26 protein-coding genes and 3 pseudogenes are annotated in these 26,526 nt (G+C 60.7%); 11 read left to right on the top strand and 18 right to left on the bottom strand.

Annotated elements, in window-relative coordinates; translation table 11 throughout:
• The first annotated feature begins 61 nt into the window (after positions 1-61).
• The 3 genes and pseudogenes from NKH33_RS17770 (at position 62) to NKH33_RS17760 (ending at position 3,143) form a co-directional block, all read left to right on the top strand.
• Entirely contained in the window at positions 62-2,101 is a 2,040-nt protein-coding gene (locus NKH33_RS17770; RefSeq protein ID WP_352920801.1) for a N,N-dimethylformamidase beta subunit family domain-containing protein, read from the top strand.
• Positions 1,984-2,316 (top strand): annotated as a pseudogene (locus NKH33_RS17765) (hypothetical protein); the annotation flags it as partial. The gene NKH33_RS17770 and the pseudogene NKH33_RS17765, both read left to right, overlap by 118 nt.
• 281 nt (positions 2,317-2,597) lie before the next feature.
• Positions 2,598-3,143, top strand: coding sequence for a dihydrofolate reductase family protein (locus tag NKH33_RS17760; RefSeq protein ID WP_352920799.1), 546 nt, complete (start codon positions 2,598-2,600; stop codon positions 3,141-3,143).
• A gap of 730 nt (positions 3,144-3,873) precedes the next feature.
• Here NKH33_RS17760 and NKH33_RS17755 read toward each other — a convergent pair.
• Entirely contained in the window at positions 3,874-4,767 is an 894-nt protein-coding gene (locus NKH33_RS17755; RefSeq protein ID WP_352612032.1) for an NAD(P)/FAD-dependent oxidoreductase, read from the bottom strand.
• A 43-nt stretch (positions 4,768-4,810) separates the two neighbouring features.
• Entirely contained in the window at positions 4,811-4,981 is a 171-nt protein-coding gene (locus NKH33_RS17750) for a hypothetical protein (RefSeq protein WP_352920797.1), read from the bottom strand.
• 73 nt (positions 4,982-5,054) lie between these two features.
• Between NKH33_RS17750 and NKH33_RS17745 the strand changes: the two genes are divergently transcribed.
• Positions 5,055-5,705: a TetR/AcrR family transcriptional regulator gene (locus tag NKH33_RS17745; protein ID WP_352836489.1), complete on the top strand. Its 651-nt coding sequence runs from the start codon at positions 5,055-5,057 to the stop codon at positions 5,703-5,705.
• Between the two features lie 648 nt (positions 5,706-6,353).
• On the opposite strand, the pseudogene NKH33_RS33240 reads toward NKH33_RS17745, so the two are convergent.
• The 3 genes and pseudogenes from NKH33_RS33240 to NKH33_RS17730 form a co-directional block, all read right to left on the bottom strand.
• Positions 6,354-6,518: pseudogene (locus NKH33_RS33240) on the bottom strand (GMP synthase (glutamine-hydrolyzing)); the annotation flags it as partial.
• A gap of 96 nt (positions 6,519-6,614) precedes the next feature.
• Entirely contained in the window at positions 6,615-7,202 is a 588-nt protein-coding gene (locus NKH33_RS17735) for an NAD(P)H-dependent oxidoreductase (RefSeq protein ID WP_352920828.1), read from the bottom strand.
• A gap of 508 nt (positions 7,203-7,710) precedes the next feature.
• Positions 7,711-8,607, bottom strand: a complete 897-nt coding sequence (locus NKH33_RS17730; protein ID WP_352502130.1) for a LysR family transcriptional regulator — start codon at positions 8,605-8,607, stop codon at positions 7,711-7,713.
• Between the two features lie 276 nt (positions 8,608-8,883).
• On the opposite strand from NKH33_RS17730, the gene NKH33_RS17725 reads away from it, so the two are divergent.
• From NKH33_RS17725 to NKH33_RS17705, 5 genes and pseudogenes are all read left to right on the top strand, one after another.
• The gene (locus tag NKH33_RS17725; protein ID WP_352473458.1) at positions 8,884-9,618 is read left to right on the top strand and encodes an SDR family NAD(P)-dependent oxidoreductase; all 735 of its coding nucleotides are present in this window, start codon (positions 8,884-8,886) and stop codon (positions 9,616-9,618) included.
• 62 nt (positions 9,619-9,680) lie between these two features.
• Complete coding sequence (locus NKH33_RS17720; RefSeq protein WP_352473459.1) at positions 9,681-10,280, top strand: NADPH-dependent F420 reductase; 600 nt, start codon at positions 9,681-9,683, stop codon at positions 10,278-10,280.
• Positions 10,281-10,283: 3 nt separating this feature from the next.
• Positions 10,284-10,790 carry an SRPBCC domain-containing protein gene (locus tag NKH33_RS17715; protein ID WP_352450990.1) on the top strand — a complete coding sequence of 169 codons (507 nt, stop codon included), beginning with the start codon at positions 10,284-10,286 and terminating at the stop codon, positions 10,788-10,790.
• 34 nt (positions 10,791-10,824) lie between these two features.
• Positions 10,825-11,637: an SDR family NAD(P)-dependent oxidoreductase gene (locus NKH33_RS17710; protein ID WP_352473461.1), complete on the top strand. Its 813-nt coding sequence runs from the start codon at positions 10,825-10,827 to the stop codon at positions 11,635-11,637.
• A 3-nt stretch (positions 11,638-11,640) separates the two neighbouring features.
• Positions 11,641-11,753 (top strand): annotated as a pseudogene (locus NKH33_RS17705) (alpha/beta fold hydrolase); the annotation flags it as partial.
• 713 nt (positions 11,754-12,466) lie between these two features.
• On the opposite strand, the gene NKH33_RS17700 reads toward NKH33_RS17705, so the two are convergent.
• The 3 genes from NKH33_RS17700 to NKH33_RS17690 all read right to left on the bottom strand — a co-directional run bounded on the left by NKH33_RS17700 (position 12,467) and on the right by NKH33_RS17690 (position 15,365).
• The gene (locus NKH33_RS17700) at positions 12,467-13,384 is read right to left on the bottom strand and encodes an oxidoreductase (RefSeq protein WP_352920795.1); all 918 of its coding nucleotides are present in this window, start codon (positions 13,382-13,384) and stop codon (positions 12,467-12,469) included.
• Between the two features lie 49 nt (positions 13,385-13,433).
• The gene (locus NKH33_RS17695) at positions 13,434-14,003 is read right to left on the bottom strand and encodes a TetR/AcrR family transcriptional regulator (protein ID WP_352502126.1); all 570 of its coding nucleotides are present in this window, start codon (positions 14,001-14,003) and stop codon (positions 13,434-13,436) included.
• A gap of 705 nt (positions 14,004-14,708) precedes the next feature.
• Positions 14,709-15,365 (bottom strand): TetR/AcrR family transcriptional regulator, encoded by a 657-nt coding sequence (locus NKH33_RS17690; RefSeq protein ID WP_352473464.1) that lies wholly within the window; start codon positions 15,363-15,365, stop codon positions 14,709-14,711.
• A gap of 88 nt (positions 15,366-15,453) precedes the next feature.
• On the opposite strand from NKH33_RS17690, the gene NKH33_RS17685 reads away from it, so the two are divergent.
• Together NKH33_RS17685 and NKH33_RS33235 are read left to right on the top strand one after the other, a co-directional pair.
• On the top strand, positions 15,454-15,819 hold the full coding sequence (locus tag NKH33_RS17685) for a VOC family protein (protein WP_352473465.1): 366 nt from the start codon (positions 15,454-15,456) through the stop codon (positions 15,817-15,819).
• On the top strand, positions 15,747-16,325 hold the full coding sequence (locus tag NKH33_RS33235) for a GFA family protein (protein ID WP_502906739.1): 579 nt from the start codon (positions 15,747-15,749) through the stop codon (positions 16,323-16,325). The genes NKH33_RS17685 and NKH33_RS33235 overlap by 73 nt, the downstream gene beginning before the upstream one ends.
• Positions 16,326-16,489: 164 nt before the next feature.
• Here the strand turns inward: NKH33_RS33235 and NKH33_RS17680 are convergent, their stop codons facing one another.
• The 10 genes from NKH33_RS17680 to NKH33_RS17635 all read right to left on the bottom strand — a co-directional run bounded on the left by NKH33_RS17680 (position 16,490) and on the right by NKH33_RS17635 (position 26,380).
• On the bottom strand, positions 16,490-17,134 hold the full coding sequence (locus NKH33_RS17680; RefSeq protein WP_352920792.1) for an SGNH/GDSL hydrolase family protein: 645 nt from the start codon (positions 17,132-17,134) through the stop codon (positions 16,490-16,492).
• Complete coding sequence (locus tag NKH33_RS17675; RefSeq protein WP_352920790.1) at positions 17,128-18,186, bottom strand: RNA polymerase sigma factor; 1,059 nt, start codon at positions 18,184-18,186, stop codon at positions 17,128-17,130. Before NKH33_RS17675 ends, NKH33_RS17680 begins: the two co-directional genes overlap by 7 nt.
• On the bottom strand, positions 18,134-19,066 hold the full coding sequence (locus tag NKH33_RS17670; RefSeq protein ID WP_352473468.1) for an alpha/beta hydrolase: 933 nt from the start codon (positions 19,064-19,066) through the stop codon (positions 18,134-18,136). Before NKH33_RS17670 ends, NKH33_RS17675 begins: the two co-directional genes overlap by 53 nt.
• 333 nt (positions 19,067-19,399) lie before the next feature.
• Positions 19,400-20,962: a glutamine-hydrolyzing GMP synthase gene (gene guaA, locus NKH33_RS17665; protein WP_352473470.1), complete on the bottom strand. Its 1,563-nt coding sequence runs from the start codon at positions 20,960-20,962 to the stop codon at positions 19,400-19,402.
• Positions 20,963-21,175: 213 nt separating this feature from the next.
• Entirely contained in the window at positions 21,176-22,225 is a 1,050-nt protein-coding gene (locus NKH33_RS17660; RefSeq protein ID WP_352473472.1) for a hypothetical protein, read from the bottom strand.
• Positions 22,226-22,250: 25 nt separating this feature from the next.
• Entirely contained in the window at positions 22,251-23,243 is a 993-nt protein-coding gene (locus NKH33_RS17655) for a hypothetical protein (protein ID WP_352473473.1), read from the bottom strand.
• Between the two features lie 97 nt (positions 23,244-23,340).
• Positions 23,341-23,577 (bottom strand): helix-turn-helix domain-containing protein, encoded by a 237-nt coding sequence (locus NKH33_RS17650; RefSeq protein WP_352473475.1) that lies wholly within the window; start codon positions 23,575-23,577, stop codon positions 23,341-23,343.
• 252 nt (positions 23,578-23,829) lie between these two features.
• Positions 23,830-24,480, bottom strand: coding sequence for a 5'-methylthioadenosine/S-adenosylhomocysteine nucleosidase (locus NKH33_RS17645; protein WP_352473476.1), 651 nt, complete (start codon positions 24,478-24,480; stop codon positions 23,830-23,832).
• 26 nt (positions 24,481-24,506) lie between these two features.
• Positions 24,507-24,965 (bottom strand): PaaI family thioesterase, encoded by a 459-nt coding sequence (locus tag NKH33_RS17640; RefSeq protein WP_023677140.1) that lies wholly within the window; start codon positions 24,963-24,965, stop codon positions 24,507-24,509.
• 125 nt (positions 24,966-25,090) lie between these two features.
• Positions 25,091-26,380, bottom strand: coding sequence for an RsmB/NOP family class I SAM-dependent RNA methyltransferase (locus NKH33_RS17635; protein WP_352473477.1), 1,290 nt, complete (start codon positions 26,378-26,380; stop codon positions 25,091-25,093).
• Positions 26,381-26,526 lie beyond the last annotated feature (146 nt).

The raw sequence follows: 26,526 nt of genomic DNA, 5'->3' as shown, positions 1-26,526 counted from the left end.
CCCCGGCCCATCTGGAGTTCATCGGGAGGGATAGATGAAGCGCGCAGTAAACCACGACGCGATGAGCGTGGTCGGCTATACAACCCCCTGGAGTGCCAAAGCAGGCCAGCGGATCACCCTCAGCCTGTCATGCGACCGGCCGATAAAGGCCACACGAATTTGCCGGCTCGACAAGCCGGTTCCGGAATTTCTCGCCTGGCCCATCGAAACGGTAGGTGAAGCACGGCGTCGGCATTTCGACCAAGGGTCGTTCCTGTTCGTGCGAGCCGGCGAACTGGCCAAAGTACAAGCCGTCCACGACATACGTTTCGAGCTGTTCCTCACTCGCAACGAAGGTGCGCGCACGATCCTGGAAGCAGGCGCCCTCGGGCTGCGCCTCCGCGACGGCGCATTTGTCGTGGAAATCGGCGGCGAAACCCTTGTCGAGAAGAAGGCGCCAACTGGTGTGTGGCTCACTGTCGAGTTGGACCTGCGGCAGGAGCAGTTGCGCCTGCGCATCAAATCCCATGACCGTCTCGCGCCTTACGAACTCCATGAAGGTTTTGCCGGCCCTGAGCGGACCCTCCAGGCGCACGACATCCATTTCGGCGCAAGCGCCACCAACCACGAACCTACCCTCAACGCGAAATTTGCTGCGATCCGGCTCGACACCCCACAGGGGACTGTTGCCTGGGATTTCCCGACGCTGTTACCAACGCAGGCGATCCTGACGTCGGGCGGAGCAGATCCGTTGCTCCTCGACGTGATCAATCAGCCAGCCTTCTGCGTGACTTCGGCACGCTGGGACGGATCGAGCTTCGAGCCTCGCTTGGTGCCGTCGCACTACGACGCTATCCATTGCCACGACGACGACATCGGCCCGCTTGAGTGGCCGATCTCGCACCGCGTGACGATCCCCGAAAACGCACACCCAGGCGTCTACGCGTTCCAGGCCGAATGGGAGGGTGGCTACGAACGCGTGGTGTTCTTCGTCACCTCTTCACAGGTTTCGTCGCCGCTGTTGTATCTCGTGCCGACGGCCACCTATCTCGCTTATGCGGACGAATATCTCCCGGATCATCTTTATGAATGGAAAGGCGACGACCGGGGACATCGCTTCGCGATCGCCAACAATCTGAAATCCCTTTACGACTACCATTCCGACCTTAGCGGTGTTTCCATCTGCTCCTACAAAAAGCCGAAAGTGACGCTCAGGGACGATTACGATTATCCGCTCTGCGGCTGCCCACACAATTTGCCGGTCGATCTGCATTTCCTCCGATTCTGCCACGACAATGGAATCGTGTTTGACGTCATGACCGATCACGATTTGCACGAATGCGGCATAGACGGTTTGCGTCGACATCAAGCCGTCGTCACCGGCAGTCATCCCGAATATATGTCGATCGAGATGGAGCAGGCGCTGCGGCAGTTTGTAGCCGAAGGCGGCAGCATCGCCTATCTCGGCGGAAACGGCTTTGCTGCCACTGTGGCTTTCAAGGACGACCTGATGGAGTTGCGGCGCTCGCCGCTGGAGGCCGGCCGCACCTGGGACGGCCCTGTCGCCGAACAGGCGCTGTCGATCACCAACGAACCAGGCGGCTATCTCCGCTGCCGCGGCCGAGGCGAATTCTCGCTGATCGGCGGTGCAATCTCATTGATGGGTTTCGATGGCGCACGCCCCTTCACGCGCACTGAGGAAAGCCATGAAGCAGGATGCGCATGGCTGTTCGAAGGCGTTGAAAATGCGACCTTCGGCACCGACGGCATGGTGCTGGGCGGTGCCGCGGGCTACGAAGTGGATGCGACGTATCCAGCCCTCGGCACTTCCGCTGACACCGTCGTGATCGCGCGGGCGACGGGATTTCCCGACAGCTTCTTCCAGGATCCGACGCGCTGGTATGAGGGCGGGGATAAGCAACGCATCGCCCGCCGCTGCGCCGAAATGACCCTGCGAAAGCTCGCAGCAGGCGGCTTGATCTTTTCCGCAAGCTCGGTTGCCTGGTGCGGCGCGCTGCCAGCCGCAGGCGCCATGAACGATGTCGGCAGGATCACGCTCAATCTGCTTACCCGCCTCGGTGCGACGAAAGGAGAACCAGGCCGAGAAAAATCGATAAGCTGATTGGCGCCGTTACGGAAAGACCCGTATCCGGTCTTGGGAAATCAAATCAGTCGGCGTGCACCGGCTGTTGCCTCAGCCGCAACCAGCCGGCGAAATTGCAGCCCGGTGGTGAAAGTTGGGCGGAGGCCTATGTGGCGAGCGGTGACTTGGCGGAGGAAGTCGCGAAGTTGAAAGCCCAAGAGGGCAAGCCGATCATCGCCCACGGCGGAGTGAGCTTCGCCCGCAGTCTCGTCGCCCAAGGACTGGTTGACCAGCTCGCCCTGATGGTGGCCCCGTGGCGCTGGGCAAAGGCCTGCCGCTGTTCTCCGAACTCGCCGCGCCGATGTCTCTCAAGCTGGTGAGCTCGAAAGCCTTTCCGGGGGCCGCGGTGGCGCAGATTTACCGGCCAACGTGAACAGGTCAGAGAATGTGTGCAGCCAACGAACCGACGAAGTAAGGGCGAGGTATAAATGAATGCGATCCCTTCGGATCGTCGTCGATCGATAGGAGCCTGTGCATGGCGAAGCTTGTGTTCGGAATGATGCAGTCGCTCGACGGCTATGTCGCTGGCGCCGAGGGCGGGCCCGGGCTGCCGATGCCGGGCGTGGCGCTCCATCGCCACTTCAACGCCCATGTGCGCGGGATCGCCGGCAGCCTCTACGGCCGGCGCATGTACGAGGTAATGCGCTATTGGGACGAGGGTCAGCCAGGACAGGACCAGGTCGGGCGCGACTTTGCGGCGGCCTGGCGGGCGCAGCCGAAATGGGTCGTCTCTCGCACCCTGAAGTCGGTCGGGCCGAACGCGACGCTGGTGGACGACGATCTCAAAGGGTTCGTTAGGGCGCTTAAAGCCGAACACGAGGGCGAGATCGAAGTCGCCGGACCGGAGCTTGCGGGTAGTCTGACCGAGCTTGGCCTTGTCGATGAGTACCGGCTCTACTTCCGTCCCATCGTGCTTGGTCGCGGCAAGCCATTCTTCGCCGGCCCGCGGCCGCCGCTGCGTCTCGTGGCCAGCGACCGGGTTGGCGAGGACGCGATCAGAGTGACGTACGTTCCCGCCTGATCACAACCCACCCGACACCCTAACGTCCGTCGGACCGAATTTGAGCTCATTCCTACTCGATTGTTCCAAATCTAGTTAGGCCATTGATATAGCTAGGTTTTTTATTCGTTGCCGCGCAAGAAGCCGACCCATGGGCCGTCAAAACGTTACAGTCTTGATTTCAAATGGAAAAATAGCACGAAAATTTTTTGTGCGGTTTTGGCATCTATCGAAGTCGATCGCCTTTCCCGACCCACTTTGGGCAACTCAGGTGGGTTTCACAGCGAACCAAGAAAGTACCGTCACTAACTTTCATAGCACAGCGCGCCACAACGCGACCCGCCGCGGCAGCGTCATCCAAGCGCCATCCCTCTCCGTTTGTAGGTGAACTGGACACCGCTGGCAGTGCAAACTGGACACTCCCGGCAGCATAAACTGGACACCTCAAGACCCACCCGCTCCGAGGACGCGACAGCACGGTTCAAGGTGCAATGTCGCGCCCTCCACTTGCTGAACTTCTTCCCGGAGGGGGCCGGGGGAGGTTGAATAACCTGTGGAAAGCCTGTGGGTCTTTTTGGGACCGTTTGCGGACCGGCCTGAGCCTAGGAATCGTTTTGCTCAACTGCCCCTTCGAGACGGCTGACCGGCCAAAGACGTCCCTCAGGGGAGAGGGGCCCCGCGTTCCGTGGCACCGGCCCGCAACCTTCAGAATATGATAGCCCGCGGCAACCGGAGAAGGGAATCTGTGCTCTCAAACCAGCATCGACTGCTGGGCGGAGATACCCGCCGTCGCGCCATGCGATGTTGCCAGGGTGACCGAGGCCATGAGGGGGTTGGCGAGGTCGCCGGCAGCGTAGATGCCGGGAATGCTAGTTTCGCGGCGCTCGTCGACCTTGAGGGCGATGCCGAGGGGCGTATCGACCGTGGCGAGGCCCAGTGATTCATGCAGGCTTGCGGACGGCTTGTTGCGCGGATGGGCGAACAGGATGTCGACCGCGACATTGCGGCCGGTATCGAGATTGACGGTGGCGATATGGCCCCCGTGATGGGCGATCTCGGTGATCCGGCCATCGACGACAGGTATGTTGCGGCGCGCCAGATCGGCCCGGATATCGGGTGGAATGTCGTGACCATCGGCGAAGAGCGTCAACGTGTCGGTCCAATCGTGGTACAGCCTGACATAATTGTGCGACTGCGGGCCGGACCAGACGAGGCCCCAATGCTGGCCGGCGGCTTCAAAGCCGTCGCAATAGGGGCAGGGTACGATGGACGTGCCCCAGCTTTCGGCAAAGCCCGGAACATCAGGCATCTGGTCGGCGACGCCATAGCTCAGGATCAGGCGCCGCGCCCCAAGGCTTTCGCCATCGCCAGTGAGGACGGAGAAATCGTCGATGGCGCCGGAGACGCTGTCGGCCCGGGCACTGACCAGCCTGATCGTGGGATAACGCGCCAGCTGCTGCCGCGCCTCGGCCAGGATGTCCAGCGGTGGCTTGTGATCGTGACCGAGCAGGCCATGCGAGTGGCCGGCGAAGCGATTGCGCGGCAGGCCGGTATCGAGAACTGTGACCTTGCGGCGGGCACGGCCGAGCTGCAGGGCGCCGGCGAGACCGGCAAAGCTGCCGCCGATGATGATGACGTCATCCATGGTGATAAGCTCCGTGTTGTCGATGGAGGGGGTTGGGCTGGGCCTAGCGCGAAATATCGTCCGGCGATACGCGCTCGAGACGGGCAGCGAGCAGGGCTTCGGCATCGACGAGAAAGTCGCCCATCACTGTGTTGACCGGCCGGACAATGCCGCATTCGATATCGCCGGGCGCCCCGGGAAATTTGATTTGGAGGACAGGTTGAAACCTACCCATTGGCTTGCACATTTCAGATACTACATGGTATCGTAATGCAAGAATTAGGATACTGTCAAGTACTGGAATTGTCGTGACTGTAAACAGCCAGGGCCGGCGCGGCCGGCCCGCCAACGAGGCGCTTGGCCAAACGATAGTCGACGCCGCGTGCGAACTCTTTGTGGAATTGGGTTTTCAAGCGACGACATTGGACAAGGTCGCCCAGCGGGCGAAGATATCCAAGCTCAGCATCTATCGGCACTTCGAGAACAAGGAGGCGCTGTTCAGCGCGGCCATCGCGGCCGGCTGCCATCAGTTGTTTGCACCACAGGCCCTTCTTGAAGGCGTCGACGGTTCGGCCGAAGATCAGCTCATGGCGGTGGGATCATCCCTGCTTCGCACGCTGTTGAGCTCGGACGTCCGCAGTGTCGAAGCCATGATCATGGCCGACAAGACGAATCAAAAGTCGTCAAGCAAGCTCCATTACGAAGCCGGCCCCGCCCATGTCATCGCCCAAATCGAGGCGCTGTTGCGTCACTTGCACGCGAAGGCGGTTCTGAACGTGCCCGATCCTCTCCGGTCCGCCCGCTTGTTTGCCGCGCTTTTCAAAGGATCCGATCTCCTGATTATCGCACGCTTCGATGAGGCGAGAGCAGAGGACGACAACGAAATCGAATCCTATTGCCGGTCGGCCGTCGCCATGTTCATCGCCGCGCACGGTGGCAACGACCACGCGGGCGGATAAGCATTTGATTGCTCCGGGCAGCTTGGCCGGGACCGTCGTCCAGGCGCTTCGTCATATTGGGCCGGCGCGCGCGGCCGAGCTTGCACAGATCGCGGCACCTCATCTTTCTCCCAACGACAAAAGACGCTCGCATCTACCGCGGTCCAAGCTCCCGCCTAGATGCGGTCGACGCTTCTCTCCATCGCAGATCCGGCAGCAGTCGGGACAACATTTGATAGGTGATGCGACGGTGCCATCCGACGATATGCTATCGGGTCCGGAACATCGATCGGTACCGCAGCCAAAGCTGAAACTATGTATGTCGATAACTAAAGTACCGTCAGCGCAGAAATGTCATGCTACGGGCAATTTTCGTTATATTTCAAAGCGTTGACGCACAGAAAAGTACCGTCAAATCTCAAAAACGAATGACGGTACTTTTTAGAATGCTCTGTCGGATATGAAAAGTACCGTCAAAAGTACCGTCAGAGTGATCTGCTACAAGCTGCGAGCCGCGCCAGACGCTCCGATAAACTTAACGATTTCAATGATTTGATAGGTTTGTCAATTCCATTGATAATGTGCCCTGGCTAGCAGTCTTCTCTGCCCGCAAATCATTGTATTTTCTGCGAAATTCTACGCTAGAGCCGCCTATCATCGCCGTTTCCCTCACTCCCACTCGATTGTGCCTGGCGGTTTGCTCGTCACGTCATAGACGACGCGGTTGATGCCGCGCACCTCGTTGATGATGCCGGTGGCGGCTGCGCCCAGGAATGCCATGTCGTGACGGTAGATATCCGCGGTGCTGCCATCTACCGATGGTGATGCGCGTACATACCGATAAGGGCAGCGGTCACGAGCCGCGCTGTCCCCACGGGCATTGCTCTACGTGCGCCCTTCAAGGAAAAGGAGCATTGTGACGGGGCTTAGCTATAGACGCTGTAGCGTTGATCTAATGCGATTTATCGCAGCATCGACGCCTTGCCTAGGCAGACTTTCAACCTTGTAAAATGAAAGGAACGTAAGCGAGGCTTGAGGAGCACAGGTATTCAGAATAGCTGTCTTGAGAACACGCCGCATTGGCCGCCTGAGGATCAGCCAATCGACCCACCAAGGTGAGCCCAAAGTTGTTATTGCAACCACCTTCCTTAACTGGTGAAGTCGCGGTTGTATGGCACCAAGATCGGCTGCGTGATCGTATGCAATACCAGGCACCCATACCCTGTCGAACCAGCCCTTCAATATAGCTGGAGGTCCGAACCACCACGTGGGAAAAATCAAGACGATAGTCTCGGCCCAGAGAAGATCCTCAATCTCTTTAGCTACCTCTGTGGTCTCGAATCCGGAATAGTAGCTCGCACGCTCCGCCGGTGTAAGAGCCGGGAAGAAGCCAGATCGATACAGATCAACATGTCGGCACTGGTGCTTCGCATCCACCAGGGTGTCGATAGCTGCGTTCGAAAGCGTTTGGCAAAGGCTTGGATTGAGTGGATGAGCCGTGACAATCAAACATCGCATACTAATATTTTGAATCCTCCCCAATTTGGTTGCGCTGCGCGTCATCATTCGTGCGGCGCGGTGCTCGGGCAAAGCTTCTCATACCAATCATGGGATTTCGAAATAGCTGTACGCGCCACAGTCTTCAAAGAGCAATTGTTTTTCAACGCCGAGAATGGCCCTTCTCGTCGCCTTGAGGGACTAGAGGCCACCATGCAAGGACAATCGCCTACATCTGCCGGGGTATTATCGCTTCCGCCACTCTGCTCTCGGCAGCTCGCTAAGACTCCCCCTCATTCCCACTCGATGGTTCATAGCTATGGTAACTCGCTGATTTGGCTATCGCAAATCCTTTGCGCATGACGAAGAACCCTCTTGCGATCCGTCAGAAATTTGCGCTCTTGATTTCAAACACCAATTTCGACGGTCCACGATTTGCTCGTTTTGGCGACTATCGGTATCAATCGGTCGATTTCTTTCTGACGGCCGCCGACCGCTCGAGACAGCGCCATCGGCGACCTGCCAGGCGTCAGTCGCGCGATATGGACAGCCCCGCGAGAAGCGGCGCGTACGCGGCGAGCCTGCGGGATACGAACTCCGTGAAGAGCCGTACGCGCTTCGTCTTGCGTGTCTCCCCCTGTGTGAGAAGCCAGAGCGTTCCGTACATGTGCAGGTCGGTGCCCGGCACCCTCGCCAGCAGGGGGTCGGCATCGCCGACGAAGCAGGGCAGTGTCGTGATCCCGAGCCCTTGCCGTACAGCAACGATCTGCGCCTCGGCGTCCGTGGTCCTGAAGGGAACCGCCGTGGTGCGAACCTCACCCTCGCTGGCCCATTCCGGAATTCCATGAATGCTTATGACGATCCACCGGATGGGATCAGGTGCGCCCGCACGCCACGCGGCTAGTCGATCGCAGGACATATAGACGCCGCCGAACAGCTCCGGTCCCTTCAGGCCGTGAAGATTGAGCGGCAGGGTTTTGCGGTCGTAGACGACGCGGATCGCGACGTCGGCCTCTCGGTTGGTCAGATTTGCCAGCTCGCCGGACGACAAGATTTCCATCTCGATGTCCGGATGCAGACGCGCGAAGTCGGCGAAGTCCGGCATGAGCAGGTGTGTCGCGAGGGGCGGTGCCAGCGTCACCCGCAGAAGCCCGCGCACGCTCTGGTCGCGCCCGAAGACGCGCGTCTCCAGCAGGTGCGACGACACTTCCATCTGGTCCGCGAACTCGAGGACCTCCTCGCCCGCAGTCGTCAGGCGGTAGCCCGAAGGCAGCTTTTCGAACATGTGCACCCCGAGGCGTTCCTCGAGCTGGGCGACACGTCGCAGCACGGTCGAGTGGTTCACACCGAGGCGCTCGGCGGCGGCCCGCACCGAGCCTCCGCGCGCGACGGCAAGAAAGTAGCGAACGTCATCCCAGTCGATCATGGTGCAATCCGGCACCGCGCGGTGCGCCTTCCAAAGCCCGTATCTAACACATCGAACAGCAGTACGGGCGGTCATCATAGCCTATGTCGACGCGCGCGGCTCAATTCCGAACGGCGGACGCCGATCGTCGCGGCTGGCGTCAGTCGTCCAGCCGGATCGATTTCGCACCACCGATGTGCGCGCTTCCGCACTCAACAACTGACGCCGGCGGACCCATTTCGAGGTTCTCGGGGGTGTCCCCGCACAACCAAAGGCGAAGGCCTGGAAGGATAAGTCATGGGAAAGCTTGAAGGGAAGGTTGCAGTCATCACCGGCGGCGCTACCGGCATCGGCCGCGCCGCAGCAAAGCGCTTCATCGAGGAGGGCGCCTTCGTTTTCATCTTCGGCCGTCGGCAGGAAGCGCTCGACGCCGCTGTGGCCGACCTCGGGCCCAATGCCCGCGCGGTGAAGGGCTCGGTCTCCGATCTGACCGACCTCGACCGACTTTACGCTGCGGTGAAGGCCGAGCGTGGAACCCTCGACATCGTCTTTGCCAATGCCGGGGCGGGAAGCCAGCTTCGGCTCGGCGAGATCACCGCCGAGCACATTGACGAAACCTTCGACACCAATGTGAAGGGTACGATCTTCACGATCCAGAAGGCGCTGCCGCTGATGAGCGAGGGCGGTTCGATAATCCTGACCGGATCGAGCGCTGGCACCACGGGCGCCCCGGGGATGAGCGCCTACAGCGCGAGCAAGGCGGCAGTGCGCAACCTCGCGCGGACCTGGGCGGAGGACCTAAAGGGCACCGGCATCCGGGTAAACGTGCTGTCGCCCGGGGCCACTGCGACCGAGCTAGCGAAGGAAGCGCTAGGCGAGGAGGGCCAGAAGGTCTTCGCCTCGATGACTCCGCTCCAGCGCATGGCCGATCCGGCGGAGATCGGGGCGGCGGCGGCCTTTCTCGCGTCGTCGGACAGCAGCTTCATGACTGCCAGCGAGGTCGCCGTTGACGGCGGTCTTGCGCAACTCTGACGCGCTAACCCAGCGCCGTTGAAGGCCGGGGAAATCAATACCAACACGGATCGGAGAAGATCATGAGCTACGCAATTGTAGGATTCGGTAAGATAGGCCAGGCCCTCGCCCACGCCTTCGCCCGTAAAAACATCGACGTGGCCGTCGCGAGCCGCCGACCGCCCGAGGCGTTGGCGCCGCAGGCTCGGGCGATTGGACCCACGGTAGTCGCCAAGTCGCTGCGGGATGCACTCGAGGCCGACACAATCATCTTGGCAGTCCCGTTCGGGGAGCATCGCGAGGTTGCGAAGGCTCTGCCGAGCTGGGAAGGCAAGACAGTCATCGACGCGATGAACGCGTTTCCAGTGCCTGAAGAGCTGGACGGTCTCCCGTCCTCCGCCTTCGTCGCGAAGGCGTTCACCGGCGCCAAGCTCGTCAAAGGGTTCAATCATCTGGGTGCGGCCTCTCTGGCTGCCGATCCGATCGTCCAGGGCGGGCACCGTGTCGTCTTTCTGTCGAGCGACGACGAGGACGCGACCGCTCCCGTGGCGGCCTTGGCCAAACAACTCGGGTTCGCACCCGTCAAGCTGGGAAAGCTCAACGAGGGTGGCGCGCTGGTGCACGCGCGCGGCCGCACTTGGGGCCAGCTCATCTTCCAGGATTTGTTCAAGAAGGAGCAGTAATCGATGTACGACCATGTGACTTGGCCCGAGCGATATGATCCGAAAACGTCGGCCATCTACGCACTCAACGACATTGACGTGAAGGCGCCGCCTGAAGCGGTCTGGAAGCTGCTCGTCGAAGCCGAGAATTGGTCGAGCTACTTTCCCGCCGAGGATCAGGTCAAGATTCTGACGGGGGAGCCGGAACTGGCGCTCGGAACGCGATACAGCCGTGTGACGGTTGGATTTCCGATGAGTCTGGTCGTGACGGAATGCGAGCCCCTTCGCAGGCTCGCATGGGCGACGACAGTTGATGGCGACGAGACCGGCTCAAGCGCATACCATGGCTGGGTCATCACGCCTACGGACCATGGCTGCCATGTGCTGACCGAGGAAACGCAGCAGGGCCCCTTCTTCCTCGATGAACTCGGGCGCAAACATCCCGGCGCACTCTATCGGTATCACCAAGACTGGGTCGAAAGCCTCGCCCACGCAGCGGAGGCGGAAACAGCGAAGACGACAGTGGATTGATTGCGCTTCCTGTTTAATTTTGGAGATGAATGAGATGAATATCGAACTCAAAGGCCGCAAGGCCATTGTTACCGGATCCACCGCCGGTATCGGCCGCGCGACGGCGGAGGGGTTGGCACGTGCCGGTGCATCGGTCGTCGTCAACGGCCGTGGAAACGCTCGGGTCGATGAGGCGGTGCGGCAGATGCGGCAGGCCTTCCCCGGCAGCGACATCTCGGGTATCGCCGCTGATCTTGCGACAGCGGAGGGGGCAAAGGCCTTGATCGCGCATGCGCCTGACGCCGATATCCTTGTGAACAACGTCGGTACAGCACACATCCGGAGCTACAACGGCGTCGAGGATATCGCAAATATCCCCGATGAGGACTGGCTTGACCTCTTCCAGTTGAACGTAATGAGTGGCGTGCGCGCGAGCCGTCATTACCTGCCGCGGATGGTGGCGAAAGGCTGGGGCCGCATCGTGTTCATAAGTAGCGAATCCGCAGTCAACATCCCTAAGGAAATGCTCGACTATGGCATGACCAAGACCGCTCAACTCGCGGTCTCACGCGGGCTTGCCGAGGCGGTCGCGGGCACGGGCGTCACCGTCAACGCCGTCCTGCCGGGACCTACCCGCTCTGAGATCCTGGGCAACTTCATGGCGAAACAGGCTGACGCAAATGGAATCACGCAGCACGAAGCCGAGCAGGGCTTCCTGCAGGCGATGCGTCCGACGAGCCTCATCCACCGCTTCGCGACCACCGATGAGGTGGCCAACATGATCATCTACACATGCTCGGAGCAGGCTTCGGCGACCACCGGCGCGGCTTTGCGGGTGGATGGTGGCGTGGTCCGCTTCGTCGCGTAGCAGGACGACCAAATTGTTCCGTTCGCCAACTCGGGTCCGCTGTCGGCCAAGCTGCTGAAGCATGGCACGCTTAAGTCTACAGGGATCTGGCGCACGGCATGCGCACGATCCACGCATTGCGGGAGCACTCTGAAACTATGCGAGGCACGAGAACGTATTCAGCTACGGCGCCGTCCCCGCTGTGCTCGGCGGCTGTGTGCTCGTCTCGTTGGTCCCGCCCCGGGGCTTAGACCATGATACAAATCCACGGAACATGATGTCTATTGTCCGAGGAATTGGATCGGCGCTCCGATCCCAATCCAAAGCATGTGCTGTGAACGGCGCGGTGGATCGATCCCTTTGAGCATCTCTACACATAATCGAAGGTCTATCGCCGACCTGCAAAACGGCTGCTTGTTCTTGCAGAATCGCCCGCGAACTATCGCCTCCTATCGTTGACCAACAATTTCCGAATATATCCGACAGTACTCCAACCTACTCTACCGCACGCCCCCTCACTCCCACTCGATTGTTCGGACGGACCATAAGCAGCTGATTTCGCTCGAAATTTCTCAGTTTAGATGACAATAGCCGACATGGGGGCTGTCAAAAATCTACGCTATTGATTTTAAACAGACTTTTCACTGAATATTTTTCGCATGGTTTCGGCATCTATCGAGGTCGATTGCCTCTGAGAACCGATTTTTAGCGGCTGGGAGCCGCTCCGCTAACAGCGGAAAAGTACCGTCATGTCTCTTATAGCAAGGTTTCGTCGCCCGGGCGAGGCTCGTCCAATCCGCGCCCCAGAGCAAGCCTACACGAGGGCCTGACGCACCGTGTCGCCGTGAAGTCAGGTGGCCGGCAAGCCTGGATCGATGCCGGTCATGGCGATGGAGACGTCCCAGAGCCGCTTCGCAAGCGCGGGATCTTCGGCATGCGGCGCGCGCTTTGCTTCGCCGGCTACACCGCGGATTCCGCCAAGGCCGGTGGGACCGTAATAGCCTCCGGGCTTCACCTTGCCGGTCGCAGCCAAAAGTGCCGGCCACGCGCCCTTGTCGGAGCTATTGAGCAGCAGGCCGACGATTGGGCCTGCGATCTGGACAATCCCCATGTGGCGGCCAAGACTTGTATTGGCGAAGCCAGGGTGAACGCCGATGGCTGTGACGGGCGACTTCGCGGCGCGCAGGCGACGATCCAGTTCGAAGAAGAACAGCGCGTTCGCCAATTTGCTGCCGCCGTAGCGATCGGTCTTGATGTAGCTCTTGTCGGCGTTGAGGTCGTCCCAGTCGATCTTGGCCTTCAGATGCGCGATGCTCGAGGTCACGACCACCCGCGATCCCGGCGTCTCCGCCAGTTTGGGCAGGAGCAGCGAGGTGAGCGCGAACACGCCGAGATGATTGACGCCGAACTGCGATTCGAACCCCTGCTTCGTGCGCGTCAGCGGCGGATTCATGATCGCGGCATTGTTGATGAGCGCATCGATCCGTGGCTCCTTCGCCGCGATCTCGGCTGCGGTGCGAACGCTGTCCAGGTCACCGAGGTCGAGCGGCAACCAGACGAGATCGGCATTCGGCGTGATCCGCTTGATCCGCGCGATGGCGTCCTGCGCCCTGGTCTGCTCGCGGCAGCCAAGCAGGACGCGCGCGCCCCTAGCGGCAAGCACCCGCGCGATTTCGAACCCGACGCCGGCGTTGGCGCCTGTGACGATGAAGCTTTTTCCCGTCTGCTTGGGAACGTTAGCTTCGGTGAAACCCTTGCAATTCGACATTTTCGATCCTTATCTATGAGTGACTACATACTCATTTAGGGGCTAAAACTCAGGCGGCAGACCCCTTCCAGAAAAGGTCGAACCCGGCCTGCCGGATGGCGTCACTTTCCTGAGGTTTGGCTGTGACCGCGTTGATGCTGATGTCGGCCAAGTCGAAGAGAATGGTATCGATGTAGAAGGCGATCCTGTCAGGCGCGGCATGGCCGGCGAGACACTCCTCCACCATCGTCCGCGCATCCCGCTGCATGGCGTGACACCGGTTCCGGCTTTCCGCTGTCACGCGATCCGAGACCTTCAACTGACGAAGGGCCTTGCGCGCCGTGGCGTGAGCCAGTCCCCAGTCAATCAGACGGTTCCAGACCGCGAATAGTCGGTCTTTGGGGGAGGCGTCCGCCGGATATGGCGCCAGCATCATCTCTACCAAGTCGGCCTCGATCTCGAGAAAGAGCTGGTTGAGCAGATCGTCCTTGGTTGGAAAGTAAGTGAACAGCGTTCCCTCAGACACGCCAGCAGCCTTTGCGATCTTGGCCGTGGACGCGCCTGTGCCCAGGCTGGCGACGAACTCGGCCGCTGCATCGAGCAGTGCCTGTCGCTTTTCTTCACTGAGGGGACGCGCCATATTTCCGTCCAACGACATTGAGTGAGTACATACTCGATTATATAGGGAATAGCATGAGATTGGTCAAGGGATGTAGCCCCGCATCTTTCGCGGTCCATACCGACCAAGCTCGAATGAAGATTGTGTGGGCACACACCATGAGGCTGCGGCTGCCTTTTCAATAAGGGACGCAGTGGGGATCGAGATGTCTATCGAAAGGGAAATGCATTGAATTCAGGGCCTTGATTGCAGTCCCCGGGGCATCATCATGCCTACTTCGATGAGAGCAGGTGATGGCACGCCCAGCCCTGACCAATCCAAAAGCGTGAACGGCACCACAAGCGGACATTACTCGGTATCTATCGAGATGTGTGAGCCGCCTACACTACGACACAGTTTCCCGCAGTATCCGAAACTACGCTCCCCTCACTCCCACTCGATCGTTTTGAGCCATCGTAACGCGTTGACGCGGCAGCACAAACTTTTCTGCACGCCCTAAAGAACCGACTCTGCGATCCGTCAGAAATCTGCGCTCTTGATTTCAAAAGGGAATTTCGGCGATTCGGGATCGGCTCGGTTTCGGCGACTATCGACAACAATCGGTCTATTTTCGACAGCCGCGCCGCAACAAGCCGCGACCCACTGGGGACCAAAAAAAGGACCGTCAAACACGGCCGAGCGGTCCGCACGGTTGCGCCCGGCATTCGCTCGTCGCCGTGGCGTGCCTCACTTGCCGTATGACGCAAGGAACACCCGTACGCCGGCCGCGGCGTGCCGTCGAAGCTTCGCCGGTTTCGGAATCGACTCGTCACCCAACAGCATGGCCCTGTTCAATGGCTCGCCCATAATCAACCAATTGAACTGGGAAGCGGCGACGGCCGGATCATCGATCGCAAGCAGGCCGTGATCAGCCAAACGCTCGAACAACACTGCCATCGCCGCAATTGCGCGCCCGGGTCCGCCATCGAAGAGTGCCTTTGCCAGTTCCGGGAAGCGGCCGACCTCGCCGATCACCAGACGGCGCAGCTGCATGACGCGCGGCGTGAGCACGGTGGCAAGCTGTCGGTAAGCATAGCGCTGAAGATAATCGGCAATATCTTCGCCCTCGGCGAGTTCGGGCATTTTACTGTGGACCCTATCGCTGGCTCGATTGGTCACGCTGCTCACGATCTCTACGAACAGCGTCTCCTTGCTCGGAAAATTCTTGTAGACGGTCTGTTTCGACACCGCCGCAAGCGCCGCGATCTCGTCCATGTTGGTGGCCAGATAGCCCTTTTGCAGAAACACCTCTGTAGCCGCATCGAGGATGGCCCGGCGCTTTTTCGCCGACCGTCCGTGCGGTTCGAGTTCTTCTGTAGCACCTGCTGAACGCGTCGTGGTCATGCTCCTGGCGTGTCCGCTGCCGATTGACTCATGGGTACTGTACCGTCTAGTTTGATTTGGACCGAGATGCAACGGGGAGAGATCGACAATGCACATCCAGTTCGCGGAGCTTCCAGTGTTCGACCAGGAACGCGCCAAGGCGTTCTACATCGATCACCTGAATTGCCGCATCGTCGCCGATCAGCCCATGAGCAATGATGGCTGGCGATGGATCGAACTCGGATTTCCAGGGGCCGAAACCACCCTCCACTTCCTAAGGCGCAAGGACGAAACACCATCTGAGGGGCCCGTCCTCGTGCTGGTTGACAACGAAATCGAAGTCACCGTTCAGAGACTCAAATCGCGAGGCGCCGAGATCATAGCAGAACCGCGCCCCGCGCCATGGCAACCGGGGCGCACGATCGCGGAATTTCGGGACAGCGAGGGCAATCGCATGATGATCACCAGCAGATGACGCACTCACCTATCATGACCGCAACTTGCTCTTGCGGTGGCGTCGAACTCAAAGCCTTTGGCAGGCCGATCGTGAGCAGTGCCTGCTACTGCGACGACTGCCGGAAGGGAGCTGATCAGATCGAAGCTTTGCCAGGTGCTGGCGCTATACGCGATCCCGATGGCGGCACCGCATACATCCTCTATCGAAAGGACCGCATCGAGTGCTCCAAGGGGGCCGAATTGCTGAGGGGTTACAAGCTTAAGGAAACTTCAGCTACGAATAGGGTCATCGCCATGTGCTGCAATTCAGCGATGTTAATGAACTTCGATAGAGGTCCACATTGGGTCTCGGTATACAGAGCGCGGTTTCACGGAGAACTCCCGCCACTGCAGCTGCGGATTTGCACGAAGTTCAAGTCGAACAGCGATGTCATTCCTGACGACGTGCCGAGCCACCGGGGTTATCCTCTAGGGTTCGTCGTTAAACTTTTGGCATCGCGCGTGGCGATGTTGCTAGGTCGATAAACCGGCCGCCAGCCTGCGCGATAAGACATTCAGATAGGTGCGCAAATCGGATACAGCCTTGCCGCTCAGGGTTCAGGCCTGAACGAATTTCTGTAGGCGATCCGCCACGATCAGCCCTGCCCGGCTGTTCAAGTGCACGCCGTCGGTGTGAAATAGCCAGCCATTTACGCGGGCGACATCATCCGGACGCTGCCGCAGCACCAGTACGCGAAAAGCATCGCGATAGAATGGAAGAAAGATGAACGCCGTGTAGGCCGGCCAGGCGAGGCGCGAGCCGCCTCGGTGAGCGCCTCATGGAGCGGGACATAGCCGCAGCGTTCCTCGTGCGCGATGGCCGCCACGATCGCAGAATATTCCTTGATCCGCCGGTTGAGCTCGCTCTGGAACGGGTCGTCCGAATCCGGCGCTTCTTCTATCGGAGGGAGCGAGCAAAGGCCGATCTCCGCCGCCGTCTCGCGCCTCAGCCTGCGTGCTATCTCGGCCAGATTCTCGTGGAACCAATCGGGCGAAGGCGTGCGGGGCAGACGCTTCCAAAACGTAAAGAACCGCCGCACTTTGCGTGACACGAGCGTGAAAACATCATTCCCGCCGACCCAGACGATGACCTTGTCGGGACGACAGGCGAGCACATCCGGCAAGCGCTGCAGCGCGTTGTAGGCCAAGTCGCCGCCGACACCAAAATTCCGGAACTCAAATTGCCCGTTGCCCGGCCGCCGGCGGAGCTCCGCCATCCAATCGAATGCCTGGCCCTTGCCCGCCGTGCTGCTCGACCCGAGGCACGCCACGATTTTTCGTTGAGAATTCACCATCGTGACTCGGCCAAGCCAGAGTGAGAAATCGTCGCCTTATGCTCTTCCCAAAGCGGCCCAGTCATGAGTTTCAGGTCGGATTCCGCGGCGTTTTCCAACATCCATGGACAGGCATAATAATCTTCGATGCGATCGATGACGCGACCGGCGACATGGACACGAACCGGCCACGCGACCTGCCACCGGTCGCCTCGCTGGAAGAGCACGATCAGGACAGGCTCTCCGTCGATCGCCCCCAACTCCATGGTCCACGTCTCCGGGTTTCGCTCGTATTCGACGAAATAGGGAGAACTTCTGACCAGGCCGTCGAAGCAGTCGGCGACCCGCAACCGAGCATCGGCGCTGGTCAGGCTCCGCACGCCATCCCAGTCATGGCGGTTGAAGAGGTCAACATAGCGCTGCAAGAGCCGCGCGGTGTCGGGATCAAGCGGACGGTTCGGTTCACCGGCAGGTTCAGCGGGCAAGTCGGCGAGCTTCGCCCGTCCGCGGGAGAGCGCGGCTTTGACGCCCCCAACCGTCGAGCCCACGAGTTCTGCGGTCTCTTCCAGCGAATAGTCGAACACGTCCTTCAAGAGGATGCAGGCGCGCTCCTTGGGCGGCAAGCGGCCAACCAGCCGTTCGATGGCGCGGCGTGCATCGGTCGCTGCCGGCTCTGCAGAGACAACGCCGATGTCGTCCGAATAGCCGTGCTCCGCGCGCTCGCGCACATCGCGTCGCCTCAGAAAGTCGATGCAGCGATTGTGAGCGATGCGAAACAACCAGGGTTTTAGCCTGCGGGGATCATCGAGGGTCTTAATCTTCGTGTAGGCCTCGAACAGCGTCTCCTGCACGAGATCCTCACCGTCGAGGCGTGAGCCCGTCATGCGGGCGCAGTAGCGATGCAGTTGGGCGCGGACGCCTGACACCGTCTCGAGGAAGGCGCGATATCGCGCATCGAACAGGCCGGTCGGTCGCTTGGGCATGTCCTTCAGCTGCCACATCTTGGTTTCAATTTGCCAGTCATGCGACCTCCTGACCTTCAGCGCGTGTTGCTGCGGTTGCGGCCAGACCAAGCTTGGGGCGAACCCATTGTGCCAACCGCGCGATCGCGTCGTCGGCTTCGGGAGCGCGGCCGGCCATCATCTGGAACGAGTGCAGCATCCCCGGAAATACGTCTAAGCGCATCTCGACGCCGGCGGCTTTCGCGCGGTCGGCGAGCGCTCGGCTGTCGTCGAGCAGGGTTTCGTCTCCACCCACTTGCAGATAGATCGGCGGCAGGCCCTTCAGATCGGCAAAGATCGGGCTGGCGAGTGGATGCCGGGGATCGGTCCCCGCAAGGACTTGCGATACCAGCATATCCACGACCGCCTTCTGGAAGAAGGCGTCCTTCTCGCGGTTGCTTTCGTAGGAGTGCCCGCTCGCCGACAGATCATACCAGCCAGAGATGCTGAGGATCGCGGCCGGCAGCGGCCGTCCCGCATCGCGGAGTTTCATCGCCGCCGCAACGATCAGGCCAGCACCAGCGGAATCGCCTGCAGCTATGGTGTGCTTCGGCGCGACACCCTGCTCGGCGAGCCATTCGAACGCGGTCACGGCCTGCTCGATTTGGCGCGGAAACTTGCTCTGGAAAACGTAGTCGTACGTAGCGAGCAGAGCGTAACAGCCGATCGCCTTAGCAAGGTGTCCGACCATCTTGCGATGGGTCCAGATCGATCCGCCGACATAGCCACCGCCGTGCAGGTAAAGCATGACCCGGTCTTTGGCCGCCGTTTTTGGCTGAACCCACAGCGCGGTCTTGTCGCCGACGTTCGTCTCGACGTAATCGACGCCGCCCGGTTCTGCCGTCAAAACGGACCACTCGGATGCTTCCTGTGGCGATTCTCGACCGCTGCGAAAAGCCTCCGCGAGCGTTTCGTAGTGTATCTTGTTCGCTAGGCTCTGCTTGCTGTTCATTTGTCACGCTCCAATTCGTCCAGGAGGGCGATGTTAAGGATGACCGTGCCCATGAACAGCTAAGACGGATGAACCCAGCGAAAGGATACGTGGCCGGCAGATGCAACGCCTCGCCGGTGGCAGTTGCCGCGGACCCCGGGTGTCAAACCCAGCAAGGCTAGGCTGCTCCACCCTTCTCTGTGGGACGTTCGTTCCAGACATTCGCCGATCGGCCAGATGCTTCGTCTATGCCGTCGCCGGGTGGCCGGGGGCTGGGACTATTGACTATTATCGCCGAGCCAACATCGCCTTAAACGTGCTGCTCTATCCTCTTCTACTCCGCACTACTCCTCGTCACTCCCACTCGATGGTGCCTGGCGGTTTGCTCGTCACGTCGTAGACGACGCGGTTGATGCCGCGTACCTCGTTGATGATGCGGGTGGCGGCTGCTCCCAGGAATGCCATGTCGTAATGGTAGAAGTCTGCCGTCATGCCGTCGACCGAGGTGACGGCGCGCAGCGCGCAGACGAACTCGTAGGTGCGGCCGTCGCCCATCACGCCGACGGTCTGCACCGGCAGCAGCACGGCGAAGGCCTGCCAGATGGCGTCGTAGAGTCCGGCCTTGCGGATCTCGTCGAGATAGATGGCGTCGGCCTCGCGCAGGATCTCCAGCTTTTCGCGGGTGATGCCGCCCGGACAGCGGATGGCGAGACCGGGACCGGGGAACGGATGCCGGCCAATGAAGCTGTCGGGCAGGCCGAGCTCCTTGCCGAGCGCCCTCACCTCGTCCTTGAACAATTCGCGCAGCGGCTCGACCAGCTGCATGTTCATGCGTTCGGGCAAGCCGCCGACATTGTGATGCGACTTGATGGTCACCGACGGGCCGCCGCTGAAAGAGACGCTTTCGATGACGTCGGGATAGAGGGTGCCTTGTGCCAGGAAATCGGCGCCGCCGAGCTTCTCGGCCTCCTCCTCGAACACTTCGATGAACAGCCGCCCGATGGTCTTGCGCTTCTTCTCGGGGTCCGACTCGCCCTCGAGCGCGCCGATGAAACGGTCCGAAGCGTCGACCAGGATCAGCGGCAGATTGTAATGCTGGCGAAACATCTCCACCACGCCTGATGCCTCGTCCTTGCGCATCAGCCCGTGGTCGACAAGGATGCAGGTAAGCTGGTCGCCGACCGCCTCGTGGATCAGCAAGGCCGCGACCGAGGAATCGACGCCGCCCGACAGCGCGCAGATCACCTTGCCCTTGCCGACCTGCTTGCGGATCGTCTCGACCGCGTGCTCGCGGTAGGCGCGCATCGTCCAGTCGCCTTCGATGCCGGCGATGTTGTGGACGAAGTTGCGGAGCAACCTGGCGCCGTCCGGCGTATGCACCACTTCGGGGTGGAACATGAGGCCGTACATTTTGCGCTCGACATTGCCGAAGATGGCGAAGGGCGAGCCCTCCGATTTTCCGAGCACCTCGAACCCCTTGGGCAGGGAGATGACGCGATCGCCATGGCTCATCCACACCTGGTGGCGCTGGCCGGGCGCCCACAGGCCCTCGAACAACGGGCTGTCCTTGGCGATCTCGACGAAGGCGCGGCCGAATTCGCGATGATCGGAGCTTTCGGCGACGCCGCCCATCTGCACGCACATCGCCATCTGGCCGTAGCAGATGCCGAGCACCGGCACGCCGGCATCGAAGACGATCTGCGGCGCGCGCGGGCTGCCGATGTCGCCGGTCGAGGCCGGGCCGCCGGACAGGATCACCGCCTTCGGATCGATGCGCTTGAACGCCGCCTCGGCCGACTGGAAGGGTACGATCTCGGAAAACACGCCGGCCTCGCGGATGCGGCGGGCGATCAGCTGGGTGAACTGGCTGCCGAAATCGACAATCAGGACGGTGTCGGGATGATTGGCTGTTTTCATGGCGAGCGTTTAGAGAAAGAAACGAGTCGGCGCAATGGGTTGCTGGGCGTCTGCCTCAATCCGATTCCGCTGTACCGTCTTAAATGCGAGCGGCTCTATCGATGCCTCGGTCCGCTCCGCGCCGAGCGACCGCAAGGCGCCCATCAGCGCCGCGAACCCTTCTGGCCGAGGCAGGCAACGTAGCTCCTCTCGATCTGGAGCGGGCAGGGTGAACTAGCGCTTTACTTCGATCGGCTTGCCGGCCAGATGCGATTCCAGTTGCGCGACCAGCGCGGCAAAGCGGGCATGCATGGCATCGAGTGCCGCCCAACGTTCGGTGAGCTTGTTGAGTCGATAACCGGGTTCGGCGCCGTTGCCCCTGATATAGGCTAGCAAATCGGTTTCACTGACATTAGCCGGCGCACCGCTGGCACACTTACGGAGCCAAGCCACGAAATCCTCGCCGCGTGCTTGCGCCGCCTCCTGTTCGCGCTGTGAGGCAGTTTTGGTAAGAACGTGACCGTATTTGGTGGCGAATTCGAGCGGTGTGCCCTCGAAATCCGGATCAACTTCTTCCGGTGTCAGAAAGTTGGTTTTCGGAATGTTGCGGCGGAATTCCAGCCCGCGTTGATAGATTTCCTCGGCGGCGGATTCCTTGGCTGCGGATCGCTTAGCAGCGGTCCGCTTGACGTGCGTGGCATTTGGCGGGCGCGCTTTTTCGGACGCAGTTTGAAGTCCGATTCTCTTATCCACGACGGCCTTTTCCAGTTCCGGCGCGTACTGCACAACGGTGCGGGCGCGGGCAAGCGAACCCGTAGAAACATCCATGATCAAGGCCGCTTGTTTAACGAAACGATTGTGACCGGGAAGGCTAGGATCACGCGTTGCGCTGGCAGGCATTTCTATCGTTTCTTGAAATTGAATTTGTTGCTTTAAATGCGCCAGCCTTGCCGCCGCGAAAGCCCGCCGCTCAAAGGTTGAATGTTGCCGCCGATAGTCGTTGAGCGAAACGGCCAGATCAAGCGCGCCAACATCGTTTAGCGTGCCGGTATTTTCAAAGCGCGGCTCAATGCCCGCCTCAATGCAGGCGCGGTAACGGGCGCGCCCGTCTAGAATCCTTCCCTGATAAAGCACGATCGGCATATGCATACCGTTGGCCCGGATATCGGCCACGAATTCCGCAAAATCCTCGCCGCCCAACAGAGGCCAGATTCCAGCGAAAGGATGGTCTAGATAATGAACAGCCATTTTGGTTCTGTCCTTGCGCGAAAAATGGAGGCGCATTCGCGCGCCTCCCCGTTGAACGTTTTTATGCGGCCTCGGCTTGTTTCGGCATGAAACGCGGGAATGTTTCATCAACCCTCAGACTGATTTTCTTGACCTGCTCGCCAGCCATCCAAGCATTGAATGCCTTGATGACATGCGCCAAGACCTGATGTTTCTGCATCGGCTCCTTGGCAACGCTGTTGAGTTTCAGGACATGCTGCAAAGCCGCAATCGGGCTTCCCGCGCCGAATTCTTCACCCTCGGAACCCACGTCGTTCATGAACTCGTCGAGCGTGAATTCATCATGGAGGTCGAGAATCTTGACCGCCGCAAAGGCCGCGACATCGTTATGGCCTATCATCGCGGATGCGGAGGCATGCTCACCCGCCATCAACTGGGCGCCCCGGCGAATGTTCGGATTCGCCTCGACGTAGTCGATGAATTGTTTGGGCGACATGCGCGGAAGACGGTGCTTCTTCGTCGCAGTATAGGCTTTGTTTTCGTAAAGCTGGGCAATCATCACCGTTTGCGCCGTCAGAGCCGAAAGGCCATTCAGGCCCGCCGTGGCTAGCGCATCCTTGGCCGTGCGCGCCTTGACGTTATCGATGTAGGCGAAGGCCGATTTGATAGGCTTGCGCTGATTGACAACGTAAGTTGCGAACGGCACCCCGGAAAGGTAGCAAGCCCAGAGGCGATGCTGACCGTCTAGCAGCTTGCCATCGACATCGAAGATCAACGGCTGCCCGGTTTCGGGCCAATCCTCCGCGGCCATCTGTTCCGCGTAGTAGACAATGTTAGCTAATACGGCCTTGCGATTGGACCCGGCTGGATTCTTGAGCAACAGCCCTTCGGCCATTTCCGAAGTTATGATATGCCATCCATTGGCAAGCTTGTCCTCGTTTTCAGCTCGGGTTTTCCTCCATTCCTCAAACTGATCAACCAGGGCATAGAATGTGCCCGAATTGGCGGTTTTGAGGTCGAGATGGAATTTTGGCTCCCATGGTGTGGGCGCCGTAATGTTTTCGACGTCACTCATAAGTTTTACTCCCGTTGCCGCGCCTATCGGGAACGACGGCTGCCCGGCAGCCAGAGAATATAGGTTGATAGTGCCTATGCTACAAGGCTGAAAAAGCCTAGCCGTTAAGTTGGGTCATGGCCGCGTGCTGCAACTGTTTCACCGTAATTCGCTTCGTCGCCAGCAGGCGGGCGATCATGGCGGCATGCGGCGGTATCTGCCGCTCCGCCAGCGCCCAAGAGCGTACCGTGCGCGGGGCAACACTTAGCAATCGAGAGAAAGCCAGTTGCGAAAGTGGGATGGCGGCTAGGCAAGCGCGGAATTCGGTCGCCGTCATCGGGACGTAAAGCATCATGCGAATCGATATGTCATGGTTGTCACGATATGTAGGCGATACCGGCCTAACAAAAAAGTCTGGCGACATATCCGGGCTGGTTTCCGACTATCTATTTTGGGCGGCACAGGTGGGAACAAATCTGCATAATAGTTTTTGCTAAACCAATGAAAGCCGACATGTTGCCATGGCGAGCGTTTGGAGAAAGAACGAGTCGGCGCAATAGGTTATGAGGTCGCGGCCTTACTTCAATCCCGCGCCTTAGGCGATGATTCAAAACCGGATTGCGCCTGAGGCGATCGCCTGTTCCAGCAGTTGCACCGCCGCGGCCAGCTTCTCGTCGATGACGTGCAGATATTCGGTCCAGTCGCCAACGTGTCTCAGATCGGCCGCGCCGTCGGAAATGCCGCGCAGGCCGATAAGCGGAACGTCGAACAGCTGGCAGGCGCGCAGGCAGGCGAAGGTCTCCATATCGACCATGTCGGCGGCGATCGCGTCGTAGGCGGCGCCGGAGACGATTGCCGCCCCGGTCGACAGCGTCGCCTGTCTGACGCCTGGTATCCTGAACGGCAGCGGCACGCTTACAGGCAGGTCGAGGAACGGGGTGGCGCCCTTCTCGAACCCCAGGGGCGAGGCGTCCATGTCGCGGTAGCCAACCGAAACGGCCTGGTAGATTTCCGTCTGCTCCAGCGTCCGGCTGCCCGCCGACCCGAGCGACACGACGAGATCGGGCAGCCCCATCCCGGCATGCAGCCGGGATAGTTCGGCGCCGAGCCCGATACCGGCCTCGACCGGTCCGACGCCGGTCATCAGCGGCGTGAACAGCCGCTGCAGGTGTGGACCGTATTCGGCCTCCGCCGCCATGACGAAGAGAACGGACTTGCCGGAGATCGGGGTGAGCTCACCAGGTGTCTTGCCGGCCATGATCGTCCATCCTCCCTACCCGCTCCTCAGCCTTCGATGCCGTCGCGGCCGAGTACTGTCATCATCGTTCCGGTCATTGTGGCGATCAGCTTGGCCTCGCCGTCGACGGCGAACGCATAGGCTTGTCCGTCGGCGACGATGATGGTGCGGCCGGGCTTGGTCACCGAGCCGCGGAACAGGAAGCGCTCACCCCTGCCGGGCGCCAGCAGATTGACCTTGAACTCGATGGTCAGCACGCCGGAATTTTCCGGCATCAGCGAGAATGCCGCATAGCCGCAGGCCGAGTCGAGAGCCGTCGAAATGACGCCGGCATGGAGAAAGCCGTGCTGCTGCGTCAGCGCCGCAGAATAGGGCATTTCGATCTCGATGATGCCGGGCGTCACCAGCGTCAGCTCGGCGCCAATCGTCATCATCGCGTTCTGGCGCGCGAAGGACGTCCTGACGCGGTCCTCATAATCGGGAGCAGGAACGATCTTTGCTGCCATGGCCGTCGCCCTTTGTTTCTCGGCAAATCTTATTGCAAAGGCATTTATCGCAGAGGGGTGGGCGGCAGGCAATCGCAAATGCTGCACTGCAGCATTCGGCTTAGCCCTGTATCGATGGCAACGATTCAGCCGGCCCGCCGCAGCGCGCAGAAGTAAAAGCCGTCGGTGCCGCTCAGCAATGGCGACAGCGAAATGCCGCCCGCGGCGCCAATGCGCATTGCCGCTTCGTGGCCCGCAAAACGGCTGTCCCAAAGCTGGCGGTGATCGACCGGGACAAAATCGGGATGGCGGTCCCGGAACGCCGAAACCTGGTCGCCATTCTCCTCGTCGAACACCGAACAGGTGATGTAGACCAGCAGGCCGCCGGGTTTGACGAAGTCCCTGGCGGCATCGAGGATCGTCTCCTGCTCGCCCTTGCGGGCGTCGAGCTGTCTTTGCGTCAACCGCCATTTGGCATCCGGCCGGCGCCGCCAGGTGCCGCTGCCGGTGCAGGGCGCATCGATCAGGGCGATATCCATGTGCTTGCCGAGCGGCGCCAGTTCGGCCGGCCTGGTGACGATCTGCACATTGCGGTTTTCCGAGCGGCGGATGCGGTCGAAGATCGGCGCCAGCCTTGCCTTCTCCGCATCGTGGGCGAAGATCTGGCCGCGATTGTCCATCGCCGCGGACAGCGCCAGCGTCTTGCCGCCGGCGCCGGCGCAGAAGTCGAGCACCTGCATTCCAGGCTCGGCGCCGGCCAGTTCGGCCGCAATCTGCGAGCCTTCGTCCTGAACCTCGAACCAGCCTTTCTGGAAGGCCGGTTCGGCCTGCACGTTCGGGTGCCTGCCGTCGCCTTCGATCGGCGGGATGCGGATGCCGTGCGGCGCGATCCGCGCAGGCTTGGCGCCGGTCTCCGCCAACTCGGCCAGCACCTTGCCGCGATCGGCCTTCAGCGTGTTGACCCTGAGGTCGAGCGGCGGGCGCGTCGCCAGCGCGGCACCCTCTTCCACCCAGGCCGTGCCGAACGCCCGTTCGAACAGCGGCATGCACCAGTCGGGGATGTCTGCCCTGACCGCCGGCGGCGCATCGGCAAGCCGGCGACCGCCGAGCGTTTTCAATTCGTCGGCGGTAAGCAGCGGCGGCGCGAACTTGTCGCCCTCGAGCGCCTCGTTCAGCGACTGCGCCGTCTGGCCCCATTCGAGCAGCAGCGCGCCGAAGCCGATGGCGCGCGGTGTGTCTTCGCCCAACAGCCAGCCGGCCGAGCGCTTGCGGCGCAGCGCGTCGTAGACGATGTTGCCGATCGCGGCGCGGTCGCCGCCGCCGGCGAAGCGGTGCGACAGGCCCCAGTCCTTCAGCGCATCGGCCACCGGCCGGTGGCGACGGCCAATTTCGTCAAGCACTTCAATGGCTGCCGCCAGCCGCCCGCCCAGTCTCATTGTCGTCTTCCATTATTCAGTAAATTAATTCTGGCCCTGCTCTTAGAGCTTTTCGTGCCCTGATTGAAACAGTTCTGTTTCGCCGACGGCGAGACGATCCATGCCGAGGGGTGACGAATGTGGATTGATGCATCGCGAGCCGCGGC

It is taken from the genome of Mesorhizobium sp. M1182 (genome assembly GCF_040318335.1).
Taxonomy (GTDB): domain Bacteria; phylum Pseudomonadota; class Alphaproteobacteria; order Rhizobiales; family Rhizobiaceae; genus Mesorhizobium.
The sequence above is the reverse complement of the archived record's forward strand: the minus strand, read 5'-3'. Positions and strand labels throughout refer to the sequence as shown.